The sequence below is a fragment of the Paraburkholderia sp. UCT70 genome (genome assembly GCF_050434085.1).
GTDB classification, from domain to species: Bacteria; Pseudomonadota; Gammaproteobacteria; order Burkholderiales; family Burkholderiaceae; genus Paraburkholderia; species Paraburkholderia tuberum.
The window spans coordinates 320,669-344,036 of record NZ_JBNPVZ010000001.1 but is presented as its reverse complement, the minus strand read 5'-3'; the positions used below and the strand labels follow the sequence as shown (position 1 = coordinate 344,036).

Annotated in this window: 24 protein-coding genes and 3 pseudogenes; 8 read left to right on the top strand and 19 right to left on the bottom strand. The window is 60.0% G+C overall.

The window, feature by feature from the left end; genetic code table 11:
- Positions 1 to 103: 103 nt before the first annotated feature.
- Positions 104 to 355 (top strand): annotated as a pseudogene (locus OKW41_RS01705) (hypothetical protein).
- Between the two features lie 247 nt (positions 356 to 602).
- On the opposite strand, the gene OKW41_RS01700 reads toward OKW41_RS01705, so the two are convergent.
- On the bottom strand, positions 603 to 929 hold the full coding sequence (locus OKW41_RS01700; RefSeq protein WP_429571333.1) for a hypothetical protein: 327 nt from the start codon (positions 927 to 929) through the stop codon (positions 603 to 605).
- A 2-nt stretch (positions 930 to 931) separates the two neighbouring features.
- Between OKW41_RS01700 and OKW41_RS01695 the strand changes: the two genes are divergently transcribed.
- A complete protein-coding gene (locus OKW41_RS01695) occupies positions 932 to 1,084 on the top strand; it encodes an H-NS family nucleoid-associated regulatory protein (RefSeq protein WP_429571332.1) in 153 nt (50 codons plus the stop codon).
- Positions 1,085 to 1,273: 189 nt separating this feature from the next.
- Here the strand turns inward: OKW41_RS01695 and OKW41_RS01690 are convergent.
- Positions 1,274 to 1,507 (bottom strand): annotated as a pseudogene (locus tag OKW41_RS01690) (SOS response-associated peptidase family protein); the annotation flags it as partial.
- An 863-nt stretch (positions 1,508 to 2,370) separates the two neighbouring features.
- Between OKW41_RS01690 and OKW41_RS01685 the strand changes: the two are divergent.
- Complete coding sequence (locus OKW41_RS01685; RefSeq protein WP_429571331.1) at positions 2,371 to 2,904, top strand: sensor histidine kinase; 534 nt, start codon at positions 2,371 to 2,373, stop codon at positions 2,902 to 2,904.
- A 101-nt stretch (positions 2,905 to 3,005) separates the two neighbouring features.
- On the opposite strand, the gene OKW41_RS01680 is transcribed toward OKW41_RS01685, so the two are convergent.
- The 4 genes from OKW41_RS01680 to OKW41_RS01665 all read right to left on the bottom strand — a co-directional run bounded on the left by OKW41_RS01680 (position 3,006) and on the right by OKW41_RS01665 (position 6,132).
- Complete coding sequence (locus OKW41_RS01680) at positions 3,006 to 3,341, bottom strand: hypothetical protein (protein WP_429571330.1); 336 nt, start codon at positions 3,339 to 3,341, stop codon at positions 3,006 to 3,008.
- Between the two features lie 131 nt (positions 3,342 to 3,472).
- On the bottom strand, positions 3,473 to 3,793 hold the full coding sequence (locus OKW41_RS01675) for a hypothetical protein (RefSeq protein WP_429571329.1): 321 nt from the start codon (positions 3,791 to 3,793) through the stop codon (positions 3,473 to 3,475).
- A 363-nt stretch (positions 3,794 to 4,156) separates the two neighbouring features.
- The gene (locus OKW41_RS01670; protein WP_429571328.1) at positions 4,157 to 5,494 is read right to left on the bottom strand and encodes an ATP-binding protein; all 1,338 of its coding nucleotides are present in this window, start codon (positions 5,492 to 5,494) and stop codon (positions 4,157 to 4,159) included.
- A complete protein-coding gene (locus OKW41_RS01665; protein WP_429571327.1) occupies positions 5,458 to 6,132 on the bottom strand; it encodes a response regulator in 675 nt (224 codons plus the stop codon). Before OKW41_RS01665 ends, OKW41_RS01670 begins: the two co-directional genes overlap by 37 nt.
- A 196-nt stretch (positions 6,133 to 6,328) precedes the next feature.
- Between OKW41_RS01665 and OKW41_RS01660 the strand changes: the two genes are divergently transcribed.
- From OKW41_RS01660 to OKW41_RS01645, 4 genes are all read left to right on the top strand, one after another.
- Positions 6,329 to 7,612 carry a TolC family protein gene (locus OKW41_RS01660; protein WP_429571326.1) on the top strand — a complete coding sequence of 428 codons (1,284 nt, stop codon included), beginning with the start codon at positions 6,329 to 6,331 and terminating at the stop codon, positions 7,610 to 7,612.
- Positions 7,613 to 7,709: 97 nt separating this feature from the next.
- Positions 7,710 to 8,657, top strand: a complete 948-nt coding sequence (locus OKW41_RS01655; RefSeq protein ID WP_429571325.1) for an efflux RND transporter periplasmic adaptor subunit — start codon at positions 7,710 to 7,712, stop codon at positions 8,655 to 8,657.
- A 17-nt stretch (positions 8,658 to 8,674) separates the two neighbouring features.
- The gene (locus OKW41_RS01650) at positions 8,675 to 11,710 is read left to right on the top strand and encodes an efflux RND transporter permease subunit (RefSeq protein ID WP_429571324.1); all 3,036 of its coding nucleotides are present in this window, start codon (positions 8,675 to 8,677) and stop codon (positions 11,708 to 11,710) included.
- 111 nt (positions 11,711 to 11,821) lie between these two features.
- On the top strand, positions 11,822 to 13,030 hold the full coding sequence (locus OKW41_RS01645) for an MFS transporter (protein ID WP_429571323.1): 1,209 nt from the start codon (positions 11,822 to 11,824) through the stop codon (positions 13,028 to 13,030).
- 31 nt (positions 13,031 to 13,061) lie between these two features.
- Here OKW41_RS01645 and OKW41_RS01640 read toward each other — a convergent pair whose 3' ends face one another.
- Both OKW41_RS01640 and OKW41_RS01635 read right to left on the bottom strand, forming a co-directional pair.
- Positions 13,062 to 13,346 (bottom strand): hypothetical protein, encoded by a 285-nt coding sequence (locus OKW41_RS01640; RefSeq protein ID WP_429571322.1) that lies wholly within the window; start codon positions 13,344 to 13,346, stop codon positions 13,062 to 13,064.
- A 149-nt stretch (positions 13,347 to 13,495) separates the two neighbouring features.
- Positions 13,496 to 14,191, bottom strand: coding sequence for a glycine zipper 2TM domain-containing protein (locus OKW41_RS01635; protein ID WP_429571321.1), 696 nt, complete (start codon positions 14,189 to 14,191; stop codon positions 13,496 to 13,498).
- A gap of 396 nt (positions 14,192 to 14,587) precedes the next feature.
- On the opposite strand from OKW41_RS01635, the pseudogene OKW41_RS01630 reads away from it, so the two are divergent.
- Positions 14,588 to 14,757 (top strand): annotated as a pseudogene (locus tag OKW41_RS01630) (metal-sensing transcriptional repressor); the annotation flags it as partial.
- A gap of 405 nt (positions 14,758 to 15,162) precedes the next feature.
- On the opposite strand, the gene OKW41_RS01625 reads toward OKW41_RS01630, so the two are convergent.
- From OKW41_RS01625 to OKW41_RS01575, 11 genes are all read right to left on the bottom strand, one after another.
- Positions 15,163 to 15,372 (bottom strand): hypothetical protein, encoded by a 210-nt coding sequence (locus OKW41_RS01625; RefSeq protein ID WP_429571320.1) that lies wholly within the window; start codon positions 15,370 to 15,372, stop codon positions 15,163 to 15,165.
- A gap of 384 nt (positions 15,373 to 15,756) precedes the next feature.
- Positions 15,757 to 16,305, bottom strand: a complete 549-nt coding sequence (locus OKW41_RS01620; RefSeq protein WP_429571319.1) for a DUF2442 domain-containing protein — start codon at positions 16,303 to 16,305, stop codon at positions 15,757 to 15,759.
- A gap of 137 nt (positions 16,306 to 16,442) precedes the next feature.
- Positions 16,443 to 16,724, bottom strand: coding sequence for a hypothetical protein (locus OKW41_RS01615; RefSeq protein WP_429571318.1), 282 nt, complete (start codon positions 16,722 to 16,724; stop codon positions 16,443 to 16,445).
- 328 nt (positions 16,725 to 17,052) lie between these two features.
- Complete coding sequence (locus tag OKW41_RS01610) at positions 17,053 to 17,772, bottom strand: hypothetical protein (RefSeq protein WP_429571317.1); 720 nt, start codon at positions 17,770 to 17,772, stop codon at positions 17,053 to 17,055.
- Between the two features lie 335 nt (positions 17,773 to 18,107).
- Positions 18,108 to 18,632, bottom strand: coding sequence for an HAD domain-containing protein (locus OKW41_RS01605; protein ID WP_429571316.1), 525 nt, complete (start codon positions 18,630 to 18,632; stop codon positions 18,108 to 18,110).
- Positions 18,633 to 18,984: 352 nt separating this feature from the next.
- The gene (locus tag OKW41_RS01600) at positions 18,985 to 19,590 is read right to left on the bottom strand and encodes an HAD domain-containing protein (RefSeq protein WP_429571315.1); all 606 of its coding nucleotides are present in this window, start codon (positions 19,588 to 19,590) and stop codon (positions 18,985 to 18,987) included.
- Positions 19,587 to 19,790, bottom strand: a complete 204-nt coding sequence (locus tag OKW41_RS01595) for a BPSL0761 family protein (protein WP_429571430.1) — start codon at positions 19,788 to 19,790, stop codon at positions 19,587 to 19,589. The genes OKW41_RS01600 and OKW41_RS01595 overlap by 4 nt, the downstream gene beginning before the upstream one ends.
- Positions 19,791 to 20,117: 327 nt before the next feature.
- Complete coding sequence (locus OKW41_RS01590) at positions 20,118 to 20,486, bottom strand: hypothetical protein (protein ID WP_429571314.1); 369 nt, start codon at positions 20,484 to 20,486, stop codon at positions 20,118 to 20,120.
- A gap of 361 nt (positions 20,487 to 20,847) precedes the next feature.
- Entirely contained in the window at positions 20,848 to 21,714 is an 867-nt protein-coding gene (locus tag OKW41_RS01585) for a transposase (RefSeq protein WP_429571313.1), read from the bottom strand.
- Positions 21,715 to 21,785: 71 nt separating this feature from the next.
- Entirely contained in the window at positions 21,786 to 22,781 is a 996-nt protein-coding gene (locus OKW41_RS01580; protein WP_429571312.1) for a hypothetical protein, read from the bottom strand.
- On the bottom strand, positions 22,753 to 23,262 hold the full coding sequence (locus OKW41_RS01575) for a hypothetical protein (protein ID WP_429571311.1): 510 nt from the start codon (positions 23,260 to 23,262) through the stop codon (positions 22,753 to 22,755). The genes OKW41_RS01580 and OKW41_RS01575 overlap by 29 nt, the downstream gene beginning before the upstream one ends.
- Between the last annotated feature and the right edge of the window lie 106 nt (positions 23,263 to 23,368).

The following is a 23,368-nucleotide window of genomic DNA, read 5'->3' as shown; positions in this document are numbered from 1 at the left end:
AGCGCGGCAACTCGCACCGATGCTGTCACGCAAAGTGCATTCGGAGAATTGTTGGGCCCCGTGGACCGCTGTGACAAGCAAGGACCGGGTGATGGAGGCAGGCATGAAAAGCATGAATGAGCAGTCCCTGCGTTTCCAGGTCGAAAAATGGCTCGCGCCGGGTCCCGCGACGCCGGTCCACGTGACCGTTTTCAGTCGCACCCGCTCGGGCCGGAGACGCTATGTATGCGTCGAGACCGCATAACCGGCCGGCCTGCGCGCGCTGTTCTTCTTTCGGCACGATGACGGTTTCTGGTGCGTGTTTCCGCCTACAGCCGACAGCCCGAGGGTGATTGCCGACCGCTTTGCCGCGTGAGGGGGCCGCGCCGACGTCCATACCGCCGCTGTAACGCCGAGGACCTTCGCGGGCTGCGCTCGCGGCTAGCCCTTGATGGACGTCGCTTGGTCCGCCATGAGATTATCGTCGCCGAGTTGATTGCATCACTTCCCCCGCACGGCGCCGGATTGCAGGGAGGCAACACATCCCGCGAAAAGAAACAGCGATGCGCGCCCGACTTCGAAGCGGCTTTACCCGGCGCAGTGAGTAAGCCGACCTGCGCTTATCAGCGGCCCAGTAATTTCGCGCCGAGGGTATTCAGCACCGCATTACCTGCGGGCGTAAACTCGACTGTCCCGTCGTCTCGCCTCGGTTCGTTCGCCCGCACAAGTGAAGCTTTGCTGAGCGCACCGACCTCCCGCTTCGCCGTCAGCACTGGGGACGGCGCATGCAGCGAAAGGACCTGCGTCGCTATATCACGTTGGCTCTGCAGGTCGCGTAGCGCCGAGTTGCGCCTCGCCGGCGCTTTGTTCAAGTGGCTTGTTTCCATGCTCGCATCGCAGACTGCGAGCACCTCCACATAAATCTGCGAAAGGATATAGGACGAGTTCACCCATGGACGAAATGAAGGATTTGGCTTCAGCACTAGCGCAAGAGCAATCAGAGCAGACAGAGGTGCGCTACCGTAGTGCGACCGGACACACGTGGAACGGCGAAGGGGAAATGCCCCAATGGCTGAAGCAAGCGATTAGCGCTGGGCAATCATGAGACCACTTTGCACTGTGGCAGAAGCGGCAGCACCACAGCGTAGCCGTGAGGCGGTGGACTGGCCCGTTGGCGCGACGCGGTGGACGTTAGCAGAAACCCGTCTCGGCCCTTTGAATCATACGGCAAGCAGACTGTGTTACTTCGAGTGGCTTTTCCGAAGGTCCGTGAACCAGATTCCGCGTCCCCAATTCAAGCCGCAAGTCTGTGTTCATAGTACGGCCGGTCTCGGTCATCGAGAATGGCGTACTGCGCCGCCAGGTTAGAAGCATCTGGATTCAGCCACGCGTCGATGTTCTCGGGCTTGATTGGGATGATGCAACGGTCATGGCCCGCCGCCGCGATTTCTGGCGGCGGCTCGTCGGTGATGGCGGTAAACGACAAAAGGTCGGGCTCGTTCTTCCCAGACCAATGGGACCACAGGCAGGTTCGAGGACACGCGCCGGCGGGCCCCGCTGGCGCGCACCAGAACGCAGAACGGGGCAGCCTTGCGAACAAAGAGAGTTACGGCCTGTTACAAAAGGGAGGGCACCGTATCACCGTTCCGCTTTTCCCGGCCTATCCTTTTATTTGCCAGAGACCGTGCGTCGCCGTCGCCGGACTGGCGAACGAAGAGAGAAGTCATCATGAAACGCGCACTAACGTCGCTTGCCGTAGGAGTCACGGTCGCTTGCGCATGTAATGCCGCGTCGGCGCACGCGAACGTAGGCATTTACCTCGGTTTTCCCGGTCCTGTCGACGCCGCGCCGCCACCAGTAATCTACCAACCGTATCCGCCTCCGGTAATCTATCAACCGTATGGTCCGGCAGTGGTCTACCAGTCGCCGCCCATCGTGTACGGGCCGCCACCGGGGGTCTACGGATATGGCTACGGCTATAGGGGTTGGAGGGGCCGTCCGCACTGGCATGATGACGGCTGGCATGGAGGTTGGGAACACCATCACCGCCATTGGGGTGGGCACGACTGACGCGGACGCCTTTCGCGCCGCGCCGGTGTCGCTCAAGTCACACAAACGCCCGTAAAACGCCCTCACGGATGAAAGAAAGGCAAAGGGCGGCTCGGAGCGCCCGGGCGCCTTTTAGAACACGTAGAACACGCGCAGCCCGTTCACGCTCCGGTGCCAGCGAGACCATCATGACCCTTCTCTGGACTCGGTGATAGGCAGATACGGCTCCTAAAACGCCTCCTCACTGACCTGCTCGATGCGTCGCGGATACGGCACGGCAAACTTTCGGTGCGTCCTTCGTACGCGTTGCTCCAGGACATCGTGACAGACGCGGTGACGGCGATGAAGACCGACGTCAACAACGGTCAGCGTGAACTGCATATCACTGTTCCGCCGTATCCGGTGACCGTTCACGCGGACCCCGCCCGGCTCACACAGGTTGTGTCGAATCTATTGAAGAACTCGGTGAAATACACGCCGCCCGGTGGTGACATCACTTTATTGGTAGAGGCGCCGGACCTCAGCCTCGGGTCGACACACGGCTCGTCCCCACGTCATGCGGTCATTACTGTAAGGGACAACGGCGCTGGCATTGCACCTTCGTTGCTGCCGCACGTCTTCGAAATGTTTGCGCAATCGCCATCGGCCCGCAGGCATGCAGAAGGTGGACTCGGAATCGGACTGGCTGTCGTGAAGCATCTGGTGACGAGGTGCAGCCGCCGTTCGCTCGCTTTGACAACTTCGAGCGCCTGCCCACCCTGTAGGGGCAGGCAAGTCGCTGCAATGAAAGACTGTACAAACACCACTTCGAGTCTGAGGGGCGTTGACTTCGACGTTTGTCGAGAAGATTTCGCGACTCCGAATACGAGACCCTGAAGCTCGCCGTCAGTGCTGTACAGCCTCAATTATCCGAAAAAGCCGGTTACAACGTAGAAGCACGGCCGGCTCGCCGGCCGGCCCGTGAGTCGAGCGCCGGATTAACTGCCAGCACCCGCTTCGCACTTCTTCATAAACGACGCCTTCGCAGCGCCGGCGAGAGGTCTGCCGTCTTTTCCAACCGCCTTGGCTTCGCATGCGGTCGACGCCGCACTCTTGACATTGCCCTCGCACTTTTTCATGAAGGATGACTTCGCTGCACCGGTCAGCGGCTCACCATTTTTTCCAACCGCCCGTGTTTCACAGCTGGACGACGCTGACTGAGCTGCAGCAGCGGGAGCTGCGGCCTTGCTGGATGCCGCCGGCGCGGACGTCTGTGCGTAGGCGGCGCTTATGGAGAACAATGCTGCAATAGCAACCGCACAAAATTTGTTCATTGCTATATCCCTCCTCAGGATGTGAGGCCCGTTGCCCCTTCCATATAAACGTGCGAGCCGTCGCCCCGTTGACGTCACGTGATTCGTCGAAATGTAAGGATTCGTCTCGCAAACCAATTGGCCTAGGTGAATCAACAGTCTCTTTCGGTTTGCGGATTTCGGCGCCAATTCTCGTCTGGACGACCGGCGTCTTGCGGGTTATTACCAGGCGAGTTATTACCAAAAGAGTTCTTGCGCGGGATTCGCTGGTCCCGTCCATCCCGGCGCATAGTAACGACGTTATTCTGTAGGACGGCGAGCCGGTCCAGCGCCCATTTGGCACGGAACTCATTGACGATTCCGACCAGCATGTTCGCGAAAGTGACCACTGACAGGAACGCTGCCTCGCTGTTGGCGTGGACGACCAGAAGCGCGACAATTGATACGGCCAAAATGCTGTTGAATACAGTCACGACGTTGCTAGCAGGATGCCAGACACGGTCCGCGTAGTGAACCTCGGAGCACGATTGACGTTGCCCGCCCGGCATTGTTCAGACACCTCGGCCTGGGTCAGCCCGGCGCTTTCGGACGTTGCGTCACCTCGGGGCGGAAGGTCGTCCGCCGTCGGTAGACAGACGTGCACCGAGCAAGGTAAGGCTTCGCCATTCCGGTCTCCGCGCCGACCAGGACTTCCCACCGCGTCCTCGTTCTGCTCGCTCATGTTGCTAGTTCGCCTCCATTCGCGGTCACGTTTGCACACGCGCGGAAATCAAGTCACTCTGGGTGATTCACGATAAATCCCCAGCGCTCTCGGGTGTGTGGGTTCGGTCGTGCAATCACACCGTCTGTTGAAGCGGCTGGAAGTAGCGGGCGCGGAATCCGTTTTCGACATTCGCCAGCACCAGGCGTCCCCCTGTGCGGCGAGCGATTTCAGAGACGATGGAAAGACCCAGTCCGCTTCCAGATACTACCGAGTGGTCCAGGCGATAGAACGGCTCAAGCACGCGCTCAAGTTCGTCGTCCGGTATGCCTGGCCCTGTGTCCGCGACCTCGACCATCAACTCACCCGCCAGCCGGACTGCCGATACATCAATCTTCCCGCCGTCGGGCGTGTATCGCACCGCGTTGTCGACCAAGTTTCTCAGTACCAGTGCGATGGACGACGCATCGACCATAACGTCGACATCGTCGACCTGTTCGATGCCGAGGTCGATGTTCTTCGCTCGTGCGAGCGTTATGCTCGCGTTGATTGCATCAGTTAGCGCAGTACTCAACGATAAAGCTGCCGGCCGTTCCAGTCCGCCTTGCTCAGACCTTGCCAGGGCCAGCAGTTGCTCCACCATGCGATGGGTACGCCGCAAACCGGACTGTAGGGCTGATAGCCGCTCCCGGCCATCTGGCGACGTAATGGCGGGACCCAGATTGCCAGCCTGCAACGACAGAGCTGCAAGCGGTGAGCGCAACTCATGGGCTGCACTGGCAACAAACCGGCGCTGCTGACCGATGGCCTCTTTCAACCGTGCAATGAGACTGTTAATCGACCGCACAAACGGAAGCACCTCAGTGGCAATACCGTCTTCGGGTAGTGGCTCAAGCGACGCGTCCGTTTGCTGGTCTACCATCCTCGCAAGGCGGGTCAGCGGTGCTACCTTCGCCCGGACAATCACGACAACGACGGCAAACAGTACCGGCATGAGAAGCAGCACGGGCACGAGGGTTCGCATTGCACCGTCCCTTGCTATTTCATCGCGCAAGGCAGAGGGTTCCGCAACGGCAACGCGCTCACCGCTTCGAAGCGTACGGATGTTGATGCGCCAGCCTTGTCCGCTGCCTTCGAGGTCGTGGAACCCATCCGCCATCAGCCCGGGTATCGCGAGCCCAGCTGCCTGCAACATGCCTCCGGAGGTTGGGCTTAGTTTGTCGATGACAACCTTGACGTCTGAATCCTGTGAGCTCTCCACGGACGACCGGGGTCCCGACAATGCCAGCGCGTGACTGTCTATGAGTGCAGCGATTTCATTCAACTGGCCGTCCTGCAGCGCGCGCGCCTCCTGGAATGCGAACGCGAACGAAAATCCACACGCAAGCACCCCCACTGCCGCCATCAAGCCGCCAATCCACGCCGAAAGCTGCAGCGTCAGAGAGCGTGATTGTCTTCCTTGTCCACCAGCCATCCCACACCTCGTACGTTGCGAATCACCGACGCACCCAGCTTCTTGCGGATGCCATGAATCAAAACCTCTACCGCGTTGCCTTCCACCTGTTGCGCCCATGCGTAGAGCTTTCGCTCCAGCTGGGTTCGTGAGAGGACAGTCCCGGGACGCATCAACAGTGCACTCAACAGGGCAAACTCCCGGCTGGTCAAACGACACTCGGTCCCGTCATACACAGCGATGTGCGTAGCCGCGTCGAGACTGAGCTTGCCGCTCTTCATGCGGGTATCGCCATGGTCACCCAGCCGACGCGTTACCGCTCGAAGGCGGGCGAGCAGTTCGCCGATTTCGAACGGCTTCACCAGGTAGTCGTCGGCACCGGCATCCAGCCCGGTAATCCTGTCGTCGAGACCATCGCGCGCCGTGAGAACAATCACTGGAATCTTGCTGCCTGCGCCGCGAAGTGACCGAAGCACGTCTATGCCGTCGGCCTTCGGCAGGTTCAGGTCCAGCAGGAGGACATCGTGCTCCTGCCCCAGGAGCGCGCCACTCGCAGCTTCCGCGTCGCGCACCCAGTCGGCCGCGTACGCGGCATCTTTCAACGCCTGAACGATGGCAGCACCAATCATTTCGTCGTCTTCAACCAGGAGGATTCTCATAGGTGTCGCGGAATCGTGGATATCGAGCTAAGCCAAAACTAATTCAGGTCGTGCTAAGTCAAAACTAACTCTTGCGGAATAGCATCCTGAGCGTCTTTTACACAGGATAGCCATCGTGCCGAGTGGTGCCCACGATACTAGGTCGCAAAACGGAATTCGCGCAACTGGCCTGCTTCGGGTCAGAGAATTCGCGTTCGTGCGAGGCACGCTTGCGGTGCTGGTTGCGACATTATGGGGCTGTGCGTCATACGCGCCGAAGCCCCTTCCGACGGCCCCAGACTGGCCCGATAACATCGCCGGAACGGCTGCACCGCTGACTGTCGACCAGGTCGTCGAACGCGCACTGACGCACAGTCCTGACGTCCGGCGCGCCGAACGCGAGCTGGATATCGCAAACGCTCACAAATATGCCGAGGGCTTACTCCCGGACCCACAGCTTAGCTTCAGCACGGACCGTCCCGGCGCGACTGGATTTATTCCGGCATTCATGGTCGGGCTCAGCTACGAGGTGTCGGCGCTTGTTGACCATCCGGCAAAGCAGCGTGCTGCTACGGCGGCAACGGACAAGCAGCAGCTCACGTTGCAGTGGACCAGATGGCAGGTTGCTAACCATGCCTACGCGCTGTATGTCAGCAATGTGAGCCTTGCCCGAGTCGAGGCAGAGGTCGCGCAACTGGTGGTTCATGAACAGGTTGTCGCCGACCGCATGCGACAGGCGCTCGCGCGGGGCGACGTGACGCGCGATATCGCAGTGCAGTCGGAAACCGCGTACCGCGACGGCTTGCAGCAACTGGACACGCTTGGGCAGGACCATCTCAAAGCGCAGCAGGAACTCGCTGCACTGCTCGACCTGCGGCCTGGCACCCACCTGATGCTTGCGGCGCCGCGCGAACCCTACGACGTGCCGCTCGACGCCGTACATGACGCGCTCGCCAATCTCAGCCAGCGTCGTCCTGACCTTCTAGCATTGCGCGCCGGCTACGCGGAGCAGGACGAGCGCTACCGCACAGCACTTCTTGGGCAATTTCCCCGCCTGGATATCGGCATTACGCGAGGCCGGGACACGTCCGCCATCTACACCTCGGGCATCGCCGTCACCGTGACGTTGCCGCTGTTCAACGGCAATCGGGGAAACATTGCGGTCGAAAAAACCACGAGGGAGAGCCTCTACGAGGAGTACACGCAACGGCTCAAAGAGGCGTACGCCGCCGTCGACAACATCGTTTCAAACCTGGACCTGCTTGATGACCAGCTTCGCAACACCCGGTCAATCGAAGCGTCGCTGGAGCAAGCAACGAAACAGGCGCGTATCGCTCATGGACGGGGCGACGTGACACTCCCGACGTTGATGGACCTCGAGTCGCGCCGGCTCAACCAGCGTATCGCAATCACAAAGCTCGAGAATGCAGTGTTTCAGCAGCAGGTCGAGTTGTGCACCTTGATTGGCGTAAGCGCCATCGACCACCAATCTCTCCAATAGGTCCGAGATGAAGTCTATCCGCCTGCTCGTTATTGCCGCCCTCGTGAGCTCGTGGTGCGCCGTGAGTCCCCACGCGTTCGCCCAGGACGTTGTGACGATGCCTGCAGTACAAAAGCGCATCGTGGCGAAGGTAACCGCACCAGCGCACGTGCAGGCCGTGTCCAATGCTGTACTGGCCGCACCAACGGCGGGCATTGTCTCGGGCTTGCGAATCACGCCGGGTGAAACGGTTCGACCGGGGCAGACGATTGCGCATCTGACGGGGCCGACGGTGACGTCCGAGAAGACGCGTCTTGCGGCCGACCTGAAAACTGCACAGATACGCGTGTCCGCTGCGACACAAGCGGCGGCCATCGAACAACAAAAGTTTGAGGACCAGCTCAGCACGCGCGACGCTATCACCCGCGTTCGCGCTGACCTGGATGCAGCGCGCCAGCAACTGGTGGCCGCACAGTCGGCCGCTCAAGGCTACACCGGACTTGCCACAATCACTGCGTCGGAAGCAGGCGTCGTGACAGCGGTCAGCGCGGCCGATGGTCAGTACGTGAGTGCCGGACAGGCGCTTGTGACCGTCTCGTCGTCGCGCGACCTCCATGTTGTCGCGACGCTTTACGGCAGCGACGCTGCCTTGGCTTCCGTCGGTATGAAGGGAGTGTTTCTGCCTGAACGTGGCGATGCGCCCGTCGACGTTGTGGTCCAGCGCACGTCATGGAGCGTCACGGCACCCGGTCAGCTGGAGGTCTGGCTCAATGTCGCACCGGGCATCAGCCTTGAATCTGGCGCCGTCGGCACCGTCTCCCTGTCAGCGTCCGACGACAAGCGGCTGGCAATTCCATCCACATCACTCATCCTCGATGGCGGCGAATGGTGGGTACTGGTTCACGACAAATCGGGAAATCACCGTCGCCACGTCGCCCCCGGACTGGCTGACGGCGGCTGGACCTCTATCAGGACCGGTCTCTCGCCGGGCGAGCGGGTCGTCACACAGGACGCTTATCTGCTCTTCCATCAGGACTTCTCTGCGCACTACCAGCAAGCCGATTGACGCCACCCAACAAAAATATGCTCAACGACATCGTCAAGCGGCCCTTGCTATGGGTCATGCTGTACGGCGCCCTGATTGCCTACGGCATCTATGCACTCATCAACATCCACTCGGAAGTCCTGCCGCAGTTCAACATGCCGCAGGTGAGCATCGTCGCGCAGTTGCCCGGGGCGACCACACTCGACCTCGAGGGGTTGATTGCCCGGCCTGTCGAGACTGAGCTCACATCGCTTCAGTCCTTGAGCGACGTGCGGACGGTCGTGAGCCAGGGCTCAGTCAAGATTGAAGCGCGGTTCGCAGAAGGGACAACCGCCGCAAGCGCGCTGCAGGACGTCAACGGCGTCGTGGGTCGAGTCAATGGCGCTCTTCCCAAAGGGACGAGCGTGACGACGGAAATCTCCGGCAACGCAATCAACGAAGTCGCCGACTATGCAATACAGATTCCAGACGGTGTAGATGCCTCACAGGTACAGCGCCTGGTCGAATCGAACTTCGCGCCCCGTATCCGGGCGGTGGCGGGCGTTCAACGCGTGTCCGTCGTCGGACCAGGCGCAGATGCAATATGGGTGCGGCCCGACCTCGGGAAGCTGCAGCGGTTCAACGTCTCGGCGTCGGCGCTTGCGTCGTCACTGGAAACCACGACCGCGATGGTGCCGAGCGGATATGTCGACCTGGGCCACCAGGACGTCTTTATCGAAGGCAGGAATCTGCCGACCGAGCCGTCCGCCTATGCCGGGGTGTCTGTGCAGACGCCCGGTGGCGGTGTTCCGCTCGGTGCAGTGGCAGACGTTGTCCGCTCAGCGCTACCGTCACACCACGCGGTCAAACTCGACAACCGGCCCACCATCGCGCTGATTGTCTTCAAGCAGCCGGGCGCGTCGACCGTGCCGGTCGTCGACACAGTCGACAAGACGCTACGCGAGCTTGAATCCCAACTGCCACGCGGTACGCGCTTCGTGCGCATTTACAGCCAGGGGCACATTGTCGGGGTGGTCGCCCAGGATTTGAGCCGGAACCTCGCCATCGGCGCGGCGCTGGCTGTCGCCGTCCTGTTCTGGATGCTCGGCGCGAGTCGCGGAATATGGGCACTTGCCTTGAGCATCCCGCTCTCGCTTCTGATGGGTATCGCCGGCCTGTATCTGATGGGACAGACACTGAACCTGCTGACATTCGGTGCCCTTTCGGTTGCGGTTGGCTTGCTGGCAGACGATGCCATCATTGTTCTTGAGAGCATCTACCACCGCTGGGAGCTAGGCGATGGCCGGTGGGAAGGGGTTGCCCACGGCTTGCGCGACATCGCTGGTCCCGATATTTCCGGCACGCTGACGACCGTCTCGGTGTTTCTGCCGCTCGCATTCGTGGGCGGCCTGGCTGGACTGTTCTTTGTGCCGTTCTCACTGGCGATGACCGTGAGTCTTATCGCCTCGCTCATCATCTCCCTGAGCCTGATTCCACTTGTACTGGGCTTCATCGGACCGCATGTCGAAAAGAGAGCGACATCGGGTTCGCGTGCAGTAGCATGGCTCAAGAGCCATAACTTCCGGTTGCTGGAATTCACCTTGCGCCGTCCGAGGCTGTCCTTGTGGGCTTGCGTCATCATTTTTGTTGTTTCGGTGGCGGGACTCGCGTTGGTGCCCGTCGACTTCCTGCCGTTGCCTAATGAGGAGGTACTGCTTGAGAGCTTTACGCTGCCGCCCGGTACATCGTTACACGACACTCAGGACGTGGCTGACCGCATCAGTCAGCGACTGTTGAGCCTGGACCCGGTGGCGCACGTCTTCACGCGGGTGGGCTCGGCATCGGGAACGTCCTACACCGAGCCTGCCTACGCCGGCGAGATTCAAATCGCACTGAAGCCGAACGTGAATGCAAGCAGTCTGGACAAAATCGGTCAGCAGGTCCTCGCCGCGTCGAAGCTCTCCGCCGTACAGACAGCGATTGGAACACCGACCTTGGAACGGGTGGGTGAGACACTTTCCGGGTTGCCCCAGCCGTTCGTGATTGACGTGTATGGCGATTCCATCACGACCCTGCAGTCTCTCTCGTCTGATGTGACAAGCCGGCTCACGGGAGTGCCCAACCTGTCGGACGTATTCAACAACGACGGTTACCCCATCACCGAACTGCAAATCGCGCCTGACCCGGCCGGTCTTGCCCTTCACGGCATCACGCCAGCGCAACTCTTCTCACAGCTGCACATCCTGCTGGCAGGACAGACGATTGCAACAGTACCCGAGGGCAACAGCCACCTGGACGTCTTCGTTCGACTGGTGGACCCCACCCAGCTCTCCATTGAGCAGCTGAAGCAAATCCCCATCATGGCCAATGGCTGGGCCGCCTTGCGGGACGTGGCCGATGTCCGCATGGCGACGGGGCCGAACGTAATCCGGCATCTGAACGGCCTTCGTGCGATTGAGATACTGGCCACACCGACCGCGCCGCTCGGGCAGGTCATCTCTGCCTCGAAGCGAGCTCTCGAAACACTTCACCTGCCGCCAGGATACGACGTGAAGTTTGGTGGCCTGTACCCACAACTGGAGCATGCCGCGCTCAACGTCGCTATCGCGGCGGCAGTCGCGCTGGCACTCATGCTTGGCATCCTGACGCTACAGTTTGATGGCCTGCTGGTTCCCGGGCTGCTTCTGCTACAGATGCCTCTGGCATTTTCCGGCGGAGCAATCGCGCTGGTCGTGAGTGGTATCGGACTGAACGCCATAGGCCTGATTGCGTTTCTGACGCTGATTGGCGTGAGCCTGAATCATGGCATCGTGCTCCTGCAACTGGTGAAGCGAAACGAAGCGCAGGGCCTGTCAGTGCTCGATTCAGTACGCGATGCAGTTGAGGTGCGATTCAGGCCGATTCTACTGACCGTGCTGACTGGCTCGCTGGGTCTGCTACCAACCGCGCTCGGCTTCGGAAAAGGCGCAGCTCCGGAGCAAGGGCTCGCCGTCGTTACACTCGGTGGGCTGGTATGGAGTGGCTTGCTCAGCACAAACCTGTTGCCAGCCCTTTATGTGTACCGGCGCGAGCGCCAACTGCGAAAAGCATCCTAGGTCTGGCCGATGCCCAAATGTCTCGAAGACGGTTACCGAGTTTCACCGTTCTGCTGCACGGCGGTGTGACAATACTCGCGTCGATGCGGACCATTACCGAACAGAGGACATGTGCAGACTGATTCCACCCAGCGTGCCAGTACGCTCAGCCAAATCCCCCACGGCATCTGGATGCTCGGCTTCGTGAGCATGTTCATGGACATCTCGTCGGAAATCATCCATAGCCTTCTGCCGATGTTCCTCGTGACAAGCCTCGGTGCGAGCGCCACGATGGTCGGCCTGATTGAAGGCGTGGCAGAGGCCGCTTCGCCCATCGTCAAGGTGTTTTCCGGGGCGCTGAGCGACTATCTTGGTAACCGGAAGTGGCTCGCGGTCATCGGATATGGCATGGGGGCGTTAAGCAAGCCACTGTTTGCGCTGGCGCCCACGGTGAGCGTCGTATTGACGGCACGTGTGGTCGACAGGGTGGGCAAAGGCATTCGGGGTGCACCACGCGACGCGCTCGTGGCTGACATCACCCCCGCGCATCTGCGTGGCGCGGCCTATGGCCTGCGGCAATCACTCGACACCGTTGGCGCCTTTCTTGGACCGTTGCTCGCGGTCGCGCTGATGCTGGTGTGGGCGGACAACTTCCGTTGGGTATTCTGGGTCGCGGTGGTGCCGGGATTCGTTGCGGTTGCGTTGCTGGCCTTCGGTATCAGGGAACCGGCACGGCAGCCGGGAGCAAAACGCGTCAACCCGATTAAGCTCGAAAATCTGAAGAAACTCAGCGGGCCTTATTGGTGGGTGGTCGGTGTCGGCGCAATCTTTACGCTCGCACGCTTCAGCGAAGCCTTCCTCGTGTTGCGTGCGATGCAGGGCGGTGTGCCGATAGCCCTTGTGCCTCTCGTCATGGTGGCGATGAATGTCGTGTATTCGCTGACGGCGTACCCATCCGGAAAACTGGCTGACTCCATGAGTCACACCAGGCTGTTGGCCGCCGGGCTCGTGGTGCTCGTCGCATCTGACATCGTGCTGGCTCATGGCAACTCATGGCCGGTCGTGATACTCGGCGTTGCCCTTTGGGGGCTGCATATGGGATTAACTCAAGGTCTGCTGGCGACCATGGTCGCGCAATCAGCACCGAACGAGCTGAAAGGCACTGCATTCGGCTTCTTCAACCTGATGAGCGGGCTGGCGATGCTTGTTGCCAGTATCGTGGCCGGTCACCTCTGGGACCGCTTCGGGGCGAGTGCGACGTTTTATGCCGGGGCCGGATTCTGTATCGCAACGCTGTTCGCGCTGGCGACCCGGCCAGCGACAAGCAACAGCAGGACATGACCTGGCGGCTCTACGAGCCAGCAGTGACAAATCAGTCGTCGTCTTCGTGACGATGATGTTCCCATCCACGGTGCCGGCCGTGGTCATGCCATCGGCGCTCGTCGCCGTAATCGCCTTCATAGCGGTATGCGTAGCCATAGACTGGGGCCGGAGCGTAGACCACCTGCGGCGGCGCCTCGTACACGACCGCAGGCGGCGCGGCATAGACAGGACCGGGCACACCGAGAAAAACTCCGACGTCTACGTGAGCGAAAGCCACGCTGGATGCACACACAGCGGAGATGCCCACGGCAAGAGAAAGGATAGCGCGCTTCATGGAGTTCTCCTGTCCTGCTCAGTTCTGACGGGTGCCAGACACGACGAACGGCGCCGATTATAAGGGTGCAACGCCGGAGCAGGTACGGCCGGATTGTCAATTCTGTAACCGGCAGTAACCGTAATGGTCCTGCCGGTTTTGGCGGCTGATTACGACGCGCTCAGGGAGTCGCCCGATACATGAACGCGCTCACCGACCTGGACTGGCGGTTGCGTCGAATAGTTGAAGTTCCGGTAGCTGCCGTCCTGCATCCTGACCTGCACCTGGTAGCTCGTCGCCTTGCGCAGAGCATGCTCAATACCATTGCCCGCAAAACCACCGCCGACCGCGCCGGCAATCGTTGCCAGAACGCGACCGCGTCCTCCGCCGACCTGATTTCCCAACAGCCCGCCCGCGACTGCGCCGCCTACTGCCCCGAGACCCGTTGTTGGCTCGGGTTGCTGGACCGTATTGACGGCGACTACCTCGCCAGCGTTCGGGTCACCGGCGACTGGCCTTGGTGCCGGTTTCGCCGAGGATTGATATGCGTCGTTGTTGGCATACCTCGGGGCCTGCTCAACAGGCACATTGTGATGATGATGGACGCGCGGCTGGGCGGGTGCGTCCTCCCGGGTCACGCGTTGCTCTCCGTTCGGTTGCGGCAAAGCGACCGGTGCGCTGGCGATTTGTGCCGCGACCGGTACAGCTTGCGTCGGAGGCGCCGTCACAGCCCGGGACGTCGGAAGAATGCCCGTCATCGCCGCGATACCCGTAGCGCTGGCCAGCATGACGGCCACGGCTGCACCTGCAACCAAAGGGTGAATGCGACCACGCTGCGGTGAACTGGAAGTCAGGTTGGTGCTCATGTCGCGCTCCGTTGATGTGTGTCAGCAAGAACGCCGCAACCGACAGAGCGGTGCACCGGGCCACTGCGAGATTTGTAAGCAGTTGTAGTGCGCTACGGAGGGTTCAAGGGGAAGCCTCCTCAGACGCAGACCGTAGAAGAGTCAAGAACAACCTCGCGTCAGACTGCATTCTTTTTCAAGGTCAGGATACGGCGCCGGAACGTTGCTTTCCACTCAACGCGGACGCGCGAAAGCATCGGCAACATCCATGGCATGCAGAAAAAAGGACCGGTATGTGCTGTCGGGTCCCATAAGCGTGGCGGTCGAAACGAAGAGCGTCACGATAAAAGGCGGTGCCTGATAGGACGCGGGTAACAGAGCACCCACCAGGTATCAAAGTCCGCTGCGGAGGGCAACGACGTCCTTCAGCAAATCACGAGTTGCAGGGGCGCGATGACGGTCTGCTGGCGGTGGTGCTCGAGGACCACATCCGCACTCATCTGGTCGACGCGGAAGAAGCCGGCGATGGGCATGACGGTAGTGCGACAGAGCAGTTAATCGAAGTGGTCCACAGCTACTTCAAGTAGAGGCAGCAATGTTCTCGGCCTACGTCTGAAGCGCTCGCGCCTACGCATCGTCCTTTGTATGCGGCGTAGCGCCCGTTTGAACATACGTCCGATGCGTCGGGATGGCAGCTTAAGAATCGTATCGACCTCATCCGGCGCGTGCATGCAAATCATGTACGCCACGCGGGCGATGTCCGCCCGCGCTTTGGCACCAAGTCTCCCTGTACGCCGCCCAACACCCATGTGGCGATAGCGAATGCGGGTACCGCTACGCCCTCCAACGCGGAGATATTTTGCATCCGTGCCGGAAAAATGGTTTGCCGTGTCCTTTACCGTCACTGCGAGCCTCCAGTTAGGAACTGGCGTCGTTGTGTACATCAGCCAGCCACTTGCCCCGAGCCGAATCGTGCAAGAGAAAATGCTGCACTAGTTCCCCCGGTTCGCGTCCGAACCGCTCAACGCCGAACACTGCATCGTCAATTGCGAGCCAGTGTTCAGTCGCTTTCCGTACGCGTAGGTGCGGATGACATCGGTGCGTTCGGTGCCCTCCAGCACATAGCTGCGCCGCGGCTTGATGCTGCTGGTCGTGCCCACGACGCGGCTACGCAGGTCCAGCGGCAGATACCCGCGGCTCAACTTCTGTGCTTTTCTTGCGACCAATAAACACCGACAGGTGCTCACCCGGCGGCCGAGGTGTGCTGTATCTGTCGGCACACAGCTCAAGTACTCGCAATGCCTCCTCCACTGCCGAATACGGCGGACGACCGTCCGGCACCACACTGCCTTCAATTTCGCAAAGCTTCGTAAGCAATGCCGCATTGCCTATGTACTCGCCATGGTAAAACGATAGCGAAAGCACAGGTTCTACGTCGCGTTTCATATTCACCTTGATAGATTTTGGCCGCCGCAGGCACCGCCAACAGCAGCCGGCTCTCGCACCACACTTACAGCGAGTCGATGCACATGTGAGCCCTCGCTCAGTTGGCTGTCACCAGCCGAGCAACACTCGCAACCGGGCCATTAGCCAGTCCGTTTCCACCACGCTGGTCCATTGTTGCCTTCGATACCGCGTCGCACGCGCCGGAGCGTGACTTCGCGGGAATTTTGGGGAAACTTCGCTGCGTCTTTGAGTGCCTTTGGAATTAACTGCTGCGCGAGGTCTTCACACAAATCCCAGCGTTCGAATCGTTCTGGCGCCGTCAGGCCGACAACAACCCTTCCCGCAATCCTCCGGCCAGCGAATTTCGGCTGTGTGCCGGACAGTGATGCGGGGGTCGTGTCCCACGGAAAATCGTCGGGTATGCGTGAACTCAAAGTCTGTTCAAGAAGAAGATGCTCATAGTCACGCATCAGCCCGCCGACGCTGATGTCCTCGTCCAATTGGTCCCAGCGCAGCACTGCGCCAAATGCAGAGATTCGAACTTGGCTTCGCTGCTCGGGTGTCGCTTCTAGCAATCGGGGAAACCAACGCATCGGAACTCGAAATACGCGTCCGTCCTTAAGCGAGATGCAAAACGCGTTCTCACTTACGGTCACTTTGATTGCTATCGGTCGAATGCGTTCTATCATCTGACAGACCTCGATACGTGGCCCACGTCGTAGACGCTCATGCCAGTACCATCTAGCTTGCGCAAAGTCGGGACTCGCTATCGAGTACGTGAATGTTCGCCGCACTTTTTTGCGCGACCGAATTGCACTGCTCAACATCACGTCTCTTTTGTTAAGGGCCGCGGCGGAAGTTCCTCTCTGCCTGCAAGAGCCGTCGCGACACCCCGGGCGACCAGGTCCCACACCGTGGTCGCAAATCGAGGGTAGTTCTCGAGGTGCCCCGTCGCGATTCGTTCCCCGGCCTCGTCAAAAACACGGACTTCATACGACGCCCGCGCTCGGTCACCGACTACGTTGACGATTTCGACTTTCCCGAGGTGTTTGCGCGTCGCGGCGTCAGGGTCGCCGAAGGGCAACAATTCAACGGTGACTTGCAGCATGATGCAACTCCTATAATGGGAGAACATCTGGTCGTACGACTTGCGCGTAGTGCTTGCGAAGATAAGCAATGACTTGCTTCGCTACATCAACAACCGTCTTGTGCTTGCCAGCCGCTATTGTTTGCGAGTTGAGCACAGTGCTGGGCGCAGCTACGATTCGAATACGAATGAGCTCGCCGACGACGAGGATTTGCACGCAAGCTTCGGGTATCGGCGTGGAATCCCCAACCGCTTGTCGCTCAACGAACAGGGTAAATATCCGAGGGTCTGGATATGGACCCGGCGGCCATTCGTATCCGTGCAAGCGAAGCGCCTCGGATGCTCGTGTTTACAGTGGTTTCCTGGGGTCAATTTCCGCTGCCGCGGTGTACAGCGGTTCAACGTCCTTGGGTGCAATTTCGCAATCACCTTTAAAAAGCTTCACCGCAGTGCGCGACCACTCTGCGGCCCACGCTGCAGCCAGGCGTCTCAGCGATTTGAAATCATCGTCGCTCTCGAGCATCTCAAGCGGGCTGCGGTCGCCGAGGCTTCCTCGCCGTGACGTCAGGAAATCAAGCCGGGAGATTGGGGGAGCCGTAGCAATGATTCGGCATATTGCTTGCAGCCGTTTTCGATTGTGTGCCGGTTCTGCAAGCAGAGCAGGAATGTATGAGACTTCGTCCACTTCGACAGTGAACACGCCGCCGTCGTTTAGAAGGGCCGCCAGTCGCTTCTCGCTTATGCCGATTCGCTTCTTGAAATCGGTGGGCGCCACCAGCTCACCGTTCGCAATCATTTCGCGACGACCAGCCACGGCTTGTTGTTCACGGTACTCTCGCAAGCTTTCGCCGCTGACGTCTTCGCCTGCTGCCAGGTAGGCGTCGCGAACGATTTGTTCTATGCGCGCAATCACCTCGTCCGGCAACCGTTCAAACTTTGCGCGGTCCGCTGTTGGGAGCTGAAAATTATTTGCGGCGACTTTGCGTACAAGCGTCGACGCTTCGAATTGCGGAAGGTCGAGCTCTGCGTCGATGTTGCGCATCGCAATATCCCAGCCGGTCTTAGCCATCCACAGCTCCCGGTGTTGAAGACAATATGACCACACGGACCGTTGATTGTTCGTCCGTCTCCGGGTCCCAACCGAGCGATAAGCCACCGTCGGTGGGATGAAAAACCTGGTCTACTCGGCCGTCCGCGGGATAATGACGCTCGCAGGTCCAGCTATCGGTCGGTACGTTGACCTGGACAATCTCATCCGCATCACTTTCGTCTGCGTAAGGAACGAGATACAAGACGACAGCGTCTGGGTCGGCATCTCTCAACTTGTAGAGTAGGTCTCGAACTCGCATCGTCTTGTCTCCCTCACTGCGTGGCCGGCACGCACCTCTTGTTCTCAAGCCGCGGTCATTGCCGGCATGAAATGTCGAGCCAATCTCGCAATTGCTTGCGTGCTCCTGGCGCTCCTAGCGCTGTGTCTGGGTCTGTGCGGAAGAATTGTTGCTCGTAGTCCGGGGGCACGCCCCATGCCTCATCGTCAAGCGCTAGCCATCTTGTCAGGCCGTGTTTGGCTGCGTGACGGATGACGGACATCGTCTTCGCTGTGCCACCCCTGATTTCGCCGAAACGTGGTGGCGTATGGAGCGTTGTTCCGACCACCCGGCGACGCAATTGCTTTGGTAACAGTGCGATAGTCTTCCCAGCGCCTAGACTTTGAAGCCAAGAGGTGGTGACGATGATTTGCACCTGCGGGTAAGGCGTGAGAACGTCAAGGAGATAGGGCGCGAACTCGAACGGCGTCCTGCCTGAATCCAATGCGATGTTGCCGCGGTCGTCCAGCAGGCCATGACCAACATTGAGCACGCCTCCGAAATTGAGGTAGAGCGTCGGTACGTCGGCGAGCGAGTGTTTCGATTGGACAGATACTGTCATCTTTTCCTCCGCTTGCGGGCGCGAAGCAATTCCGTTGGTGCGCCAGGTACGTGTAGAGCTGGAGGCACATCTGCTGCGGCGAGCGCGTACATCAAAGCGCTCCGCTGTCTGGCCGCACGGACCACGTTGCCATGCGGACGCAGGATTGCTCTTGAGAGCGCTCGGTATAGAAGGCGAGCGACATCATCTTTAGACACCCCGGTCTCGCCTCGTCTGGTCAGCATGCGTCGCCGCCGTGCTAGATGGCGCTTTAGCAGCCGAGCCAGTTCTTTTGCAACCCCGTTTAGCGCATATCCGATAATCCGCGCTGCTTCGGTACCGACAAATCTCGGGCGTCTCAGTCGCTTTACCTTCATGTCGATTGCTCCGGAGTGGATGCGCCGGATGACGGGAGTGAACCAGGCTGTCCGAATATCTCCTCTAAGCGAGATGCGAGCACTCGTTGAACGTCCTTGTCGCGAAGACCAATGCCAACTTGGCAGTGAATCAGTCGCGCCTCGTATCCCTCGAAGCCGGCGCGCATGTCATCAATGGCAAGCCACCGCTCGAGCTTATGGCGCTGAACGAATCGGAGAACCTGGGTCCCTCGCGGCAAGGCAGGCCACCCGTCATCCGCTGCGTCTTCTCTTTCGAAGGTCGCGCCACGTACTCGCGCTCGCAATGAGTCGCTCGGCAACTGCGCTACGGTAAATTCGTATCCAAGAACCTGCACCCATGAGCTGCTGAGGATGATGACAAGAGACGGATAGGGTGTGAGGAGCTGTTCGAGGATGGGAGCGAACTCAAAGAGGCTGCTCGTGGGCGAACCCGCGATGACTTTTCCGTCTTTGAGAAAAGCATCCGAGGCGTGCAGGGTGTTGTCTATGTCGAGGAAGACAACGCGCGCGTGTTCGTCGAGGCGCGCTGTCGGCGCCGCTCTCGCCGCTGCGGTGCTTTGCCCATCGGGAGTTGTGGTCACGATTGCTTATCCCTTGGGGGAGCCCAAACGCCGGGCACAGCTGACGCAGAGACACTAAGGTCGACGTCAAGGGGATAGTGTCGAAGCAATTGACCCGCCATGGTCCGGACTAGCCCCCACATGATTTCAGTCTCGGAGCTGCGCAGCGTCTCAAGAAACTGACGTGTCTCGGTGATGGCCCTCGTCCGCTCTTCAGGCATCGTCATGGCAGCCTCCGTTCCGAAACTGCGACGAAACGTCGACGTACCAGAGGACGTCGTGTAGCTGACACCAGCGATGCCATGTGTAGCACGCAACGGGAGGCAGCCCCGTGGGACCTTGAAGTTCGTAGACGCGACCCGACCGGGTGCGCGCACGAAGCGAGGGGTAGTCGACGGTCTCGATTGGCGAACTCACGCGACCGTGGCCGTTATCGGTGTTGTAGCCAACCAGATGCCGTGTACCGGCGTCAATCTCAAAGACACACCAGTCGGATAACATGATGTTCGGCTTTTCTGCTAGGGGAGCTGCTTTCCAGACCGGCATCGCTAGTCTCCCGTATCGACCTGCGATTTACACCGCGAATGCGGCATGCCGAACGGTGGATAGAAATACGCGGAGGTCACGTCGGAACAGCTGCTCACGCCGTTCTTCAGACACCACGTTATCCACAGAAAGATGGTGTCGGGCGTCCATCCGGGCTCACTGACGAGTCGGTAGCGTCGGCCGGAACTGCTGACGGCGACCAACGCCAAGGCATCGAACTCGCGAAGAGCGGAGGTGACGCGGGCCACATTCGTGTCGGTTCGTATGCCGACAAGATGTCGCTCATCGCGCTCTGTTTGCATGACGCGCCAGTGCTGCAGCGCTAGCTCCGGTTCGATGTTTACAGAGGGAGGGGACCAGACCGGCATCATCTGTCTCCATGAAGGTGCGCTCCGCGAAGTCAGCGAGGCATGTCCACAGGCATGGCTTGGCTTGCTGCCCTCAACGGCGGGGAACGCTCGTATAGTTCGACTTCTGGCGCTCCATAAGGTGCGATTTTTTTCGCACTTATCCAGTGTAGGCACTCAGCACGGAAACGCAAGCAACTGGTTGCGCGTTTCGAGCAGGCTCGACGCAGGGCGGTTGGACAAGCCCACGGGATGGGAAGGAATCGCGGCGGCCAGGCGTGCGGTGCGACCATGTGTGTCGTTGTGCGAAGGTATCGGCATGGTGCGGGCGAGCGTGACCACGGCACGATGGCCGGCGATGAAACAAAGGTCTCGAAGCAAGTGATCAGCTTCGACAGTAGTGCCGAAGATTGATCATCGTGTACGCGAGGGTTTTCAATGCGTAGTGTAGGTGGCTGAGTCGCTCGAAGCGCAGCAGCAGGCGCCGGAACTTATCTTCCCACGCGAACACCCGCTCGATCGTCCTGAACCGTTCTTTAAAGATGGCCGGATCGAATAGCGGCTTGCGCCCGCGCTTCGGTCCTTTTCTGCCGCGCGAATTAGGGTTGATGTTAGGCACCATGCCGCGATTGAAAACGGCTTTGCGGTTGGGCCGGCAATCGTACACGCCATCCAGGCTCATGACCGTGCCCCGCAGATCCAGCCCCACCGCACGGGCGATGCTCGTGAGGCGCGGCAGCGCTTCTCGTAACAGCGGCGATTCATTGCGATTGCCCGGTGCTCTGACGAACGGCGCGATAACGTTGCAATTCCGGTCACACAGGGCAACCACCTTGCAGCCCTTGAGCTTCTTGTGGCCGCTGAAGCCGAGATTGTCGCCGCCTTTCTTCGCGGCGGTTGTGGTGCCATCGCCATGGATGATGCGCGTGTCCAGGCGGTGATCGCCATGAAGCCTGAACACCGAAGCCTCGAAAATGGCATCAAGGCATCCGTCCGATTCCCAGCGCCGGAAGGCGCGATAAATGCGTGTGTAATGGATCTCGGGACGGCTATGCCAATCCTTCTCGATGGGCAACTCCTTCCACTGGCAGCCGAGATAGAGCGCCTTCAGGATGTAGTTGAAAATCGCATGCGCGCTGAGCTTTCGCGCGGGTCCGCGACGGCCCTTGGTCAGATGCGGCCAGACAAATTGCTCGAACTCTTCGACGCTCAATCTCGTTGGAATCTCTTGCCACGACTGACTTTCGGCCATTTCGACCTTCAAAGCATCGGGATTCTAGCCGATTCGTGCCAGGCGTGTAGAACCCAAGCCCGGGGGGCCTTTCAACCGATTCCGCCAGCTGGAAAAAACCCGCAACCAGTTGAAATAGAGAAATTGCTAGTTTGTGATCGGCTGCCAGTCTGACCGTTTGGTGCCCAAAAACGAAGCGGCGTTGAGTCTGCGCCCTTCTGGCACATAGAACGCGACTTCAAGCGAGGGAGGTCGCGCCGGCACCCGCCCGGCCGGGCCCCCAAAAGAATACGAAGTTCGTTGCCCATGTCGGGAATATTGTTGCCGCCCACGCTGGACTCGGTGACAAGTCGATGTGCGGTCGCGCGGCACCGGGAAAGCGTCGTCTCGTGCAATCGCGGTTCGGCCTGCACGGCGACGACGACCTTTTCGAGATTAGAGGGGGACTCGCTCAACAGGGCAGGCACTACCTCTTCTGGCGGTATCAAAGAGCCGTTACTCAGAAGCTGAGCGGTCCAGTCGCATCCGTAAAGCAGCGCGCGGCGCTCACTCCGGTGTGCTTCTTCCTGGTCCAGCGCGGCAAGACTGTGCCGGTTCTTGTGAAGCGAAGTGCGCCAGGTCGTGAGGATGTCATTGCGCAGTCTTGCAATTGCTTCACAAAGTGCCGCCTTATGCCCGCCCGCCGCGAGGCACCATTCTTCTTCGAGTCTGTCGACATAGTCCCGATAGCCCTCGAGGAACGATTGCCAGTTCAACGGAAGCTCTGCGGTCTGGAAGAACGAGTTGCTGACATCGCCAAGTTCGTTGCTGATCTCATGCAGTGCTCGGGCATCCGCAAGCCGTGACTCAAACACGTCGTGAGTCGTCACCATTTGGCGATGCAGGGGAAAGAGCGGCTTGCTGTGGCGGCGTTGCAGGTGTCGCTCGGCAGCGCCGGGATGGGTGCTCCATTTCCAGTTGGGCAGCGATTTCGCATCGAACTCGACCGCGTCTATCATCGGTCGGGCCATCGCCAGTGCCTCTTCGATCGCATGACGAAAGCAGTCAGCGAGCTTGTCGTCATTGCCCCCGCGGACGGCCGCTCTCATCTCCAGCGTAAGGCGACTCGGGCGAGAGGCGCAGGAAGCCGGTGGCCAGAAAAAATTCCATCGGTAGCTCCACCGGCAGACCCTCCAGCCGGAACCTGCGTTCGCCGGAGGAAATTCCCTCGACAGAATGCGCGAGGCGGTTTTCGAGGTCGAGGAGCGCATCGATTTTGTCGCCGGACGACGGCTGCGCTGCCTCAGCGAGCAGGCCGAAGGACTCACGGGCCATGTGTGCCGCAATAGTGCCGTGCTTCTCGGCAAAGAGCCAGAACCAGAGGGCAAGCTGATATTCTCGAACGCCGTTTCGGAGGACTGGCTCGACGTCGGGCATGAATGTGATGCCAGGGGCGGCCCACCCTGCGAACGGTGCTGAACCGCCGCCCAGGTACATGCCCAGAAGTTGCTTTATCGACTGATGTGTATCGCTGGGCGAGTTCCGCGTCTCGTCTTGCCGCTTCTCGGTTTTCCACAGTCTCCAGGCCATCCTGGACCTCAAGGTGTGCGGTATGCACGCTGCAACGATACCTGCACACTCGGCCGGGGTCGTAAGCCGGCAGAGGCCCGTTTTCTTCCGGGACAGTTCAACGCGA

Excerpts from the sequence above, each read along its gene's own strand:
- OKW41_RS01575 (WP_429571311.1), bottom strand. The coding sequence starts at position 23,262 with ATGGCCTGGAGACTGTGGAAAACCGAGAAGCGGCAAGACGAGACGCGG.
- OKW41_RS01605 (WP_429571316.1), bottom strand. The coding sequence starts at position 18,632 with ATGACAGTATCTGTCCAATCGAAACACTCGCTCGCCGACGTACCGACG.
- OKW41_RS01615 (WP_429571318.1), bottom strand. The coding sequence starts at position 16,724 with ATGCTGCAAGTCACCGTTGAATTGTTGCCCTTCGGCGACCCTGACGCC.
- OKW41_RS01620 (WP_429571319.1), bottom strand. The coding sequence starts at position 16,305 with ATGATAGAACGCATTCGACCGATAGCAATCAAAGTGACCGTAAGTGAG.
- OKW41_RS01635 (WP_429571321.1), bottom strand. The coding sequence starts at position 14,191 with ATGAGCACCAACCTGACTTCCAGTTCACCGCAGCGTGGTCGCATTCAC.
- OKW41_RS01585 (WP_429571313.1), bottom strand. The coding sequence starts at position 21,714 with ATGGCCGAAAGTCAGTCGTGGCAAGAGATTCCAACGAGATTGAGCGTC.
- OKW41_RS01610 (WP_429571317.1), bottom strand. The coding sequence starts at position 17,772 with ATGGCTAAGACCGGCTGGGATATTGCGATGCGCAACATCGACGCAGAG.
- OKW41_RS01650 (WP_429571324.1), top strand. The coding sequence starts at position 8,675 with ATGCTCAACGACATCGTCAAGCGGCCCTTGCTATGGGTCATGCTGTAC.
- OKW41_RS01655 (WP_429571325.1), top strand. The coding sequence starts at position 7,710 with ATGCCTGCAGTACAAAAGCGCATCGTGGCGAAGGTAACCGCACCAGCG.
- OKW41_RS01665 (WP_429571327.1), bottom strand. The coding sequence starts at position 6,132 with ATGAGAATCCTCCTGGTTGAAGACGACGAAATGATTGGTGCTGCCATC.
- OKW41_RS01695 (WP_429571332.1), top strand. The coding sequence starts at position 932 with ATGGACGAAATGAAGGATTTGGCTTCAGCACTAGCGCAAGAGCAATCA.
- OKW41_RS01595 (WP_429571430.1), bottom strand. The coding sequence starts at position 19,790 with ATGCCTGAAGAGCGGACGAGGGCCATCACCGAGACACGTCAGTTTCTT.
- OKW41_RS01580 (WP_429571312.1), bottom strand. The coding sequence starts at position 22,781 with ATGAGAGCGGCCGTCCGCGGGGGCAATGACGACAAGCTCGCTGACTGC.
- OKW41_RS01680 (WP_429571330.1), bottom strand. The coding sequence starts at position 3,341 with ATGAACAAATTTTGTGCGGTTGCTATTGCAGCATTGTTCTCCATAAGC.
- OKW41_RS01670 (WP_429571328.1), bottom strand. The coding sequence starts at position 5,494 with ATGGCTGGTGGACAAGGAAGACAATCACGCTCTCTGACGCTGCAGCTT.
- OKW41_RS01590 (WP_429571314.1), bottom strand. The coding sequence starts at position 20,486 with ATGATGCCGGTCTGGTCCCCTCCCTCTGTAAACATCGAACCGGAGCTA.
- OKW41_RS01640 (WP_429571322.1), bottom strand. The coding sequence starts at position 13,346 with ATGAAGCGCGCTATCCTTTCTCTTGCCGTGGGCATCTCCGCTGTGTGT.
- OKW41_RS01685 (WP_429571331.1), top strand. The coding sequence starts at position 2,371 with ATGAAGACCGACGTCAACAACGGTCAGCGTGAACTGCATATCACTGTT.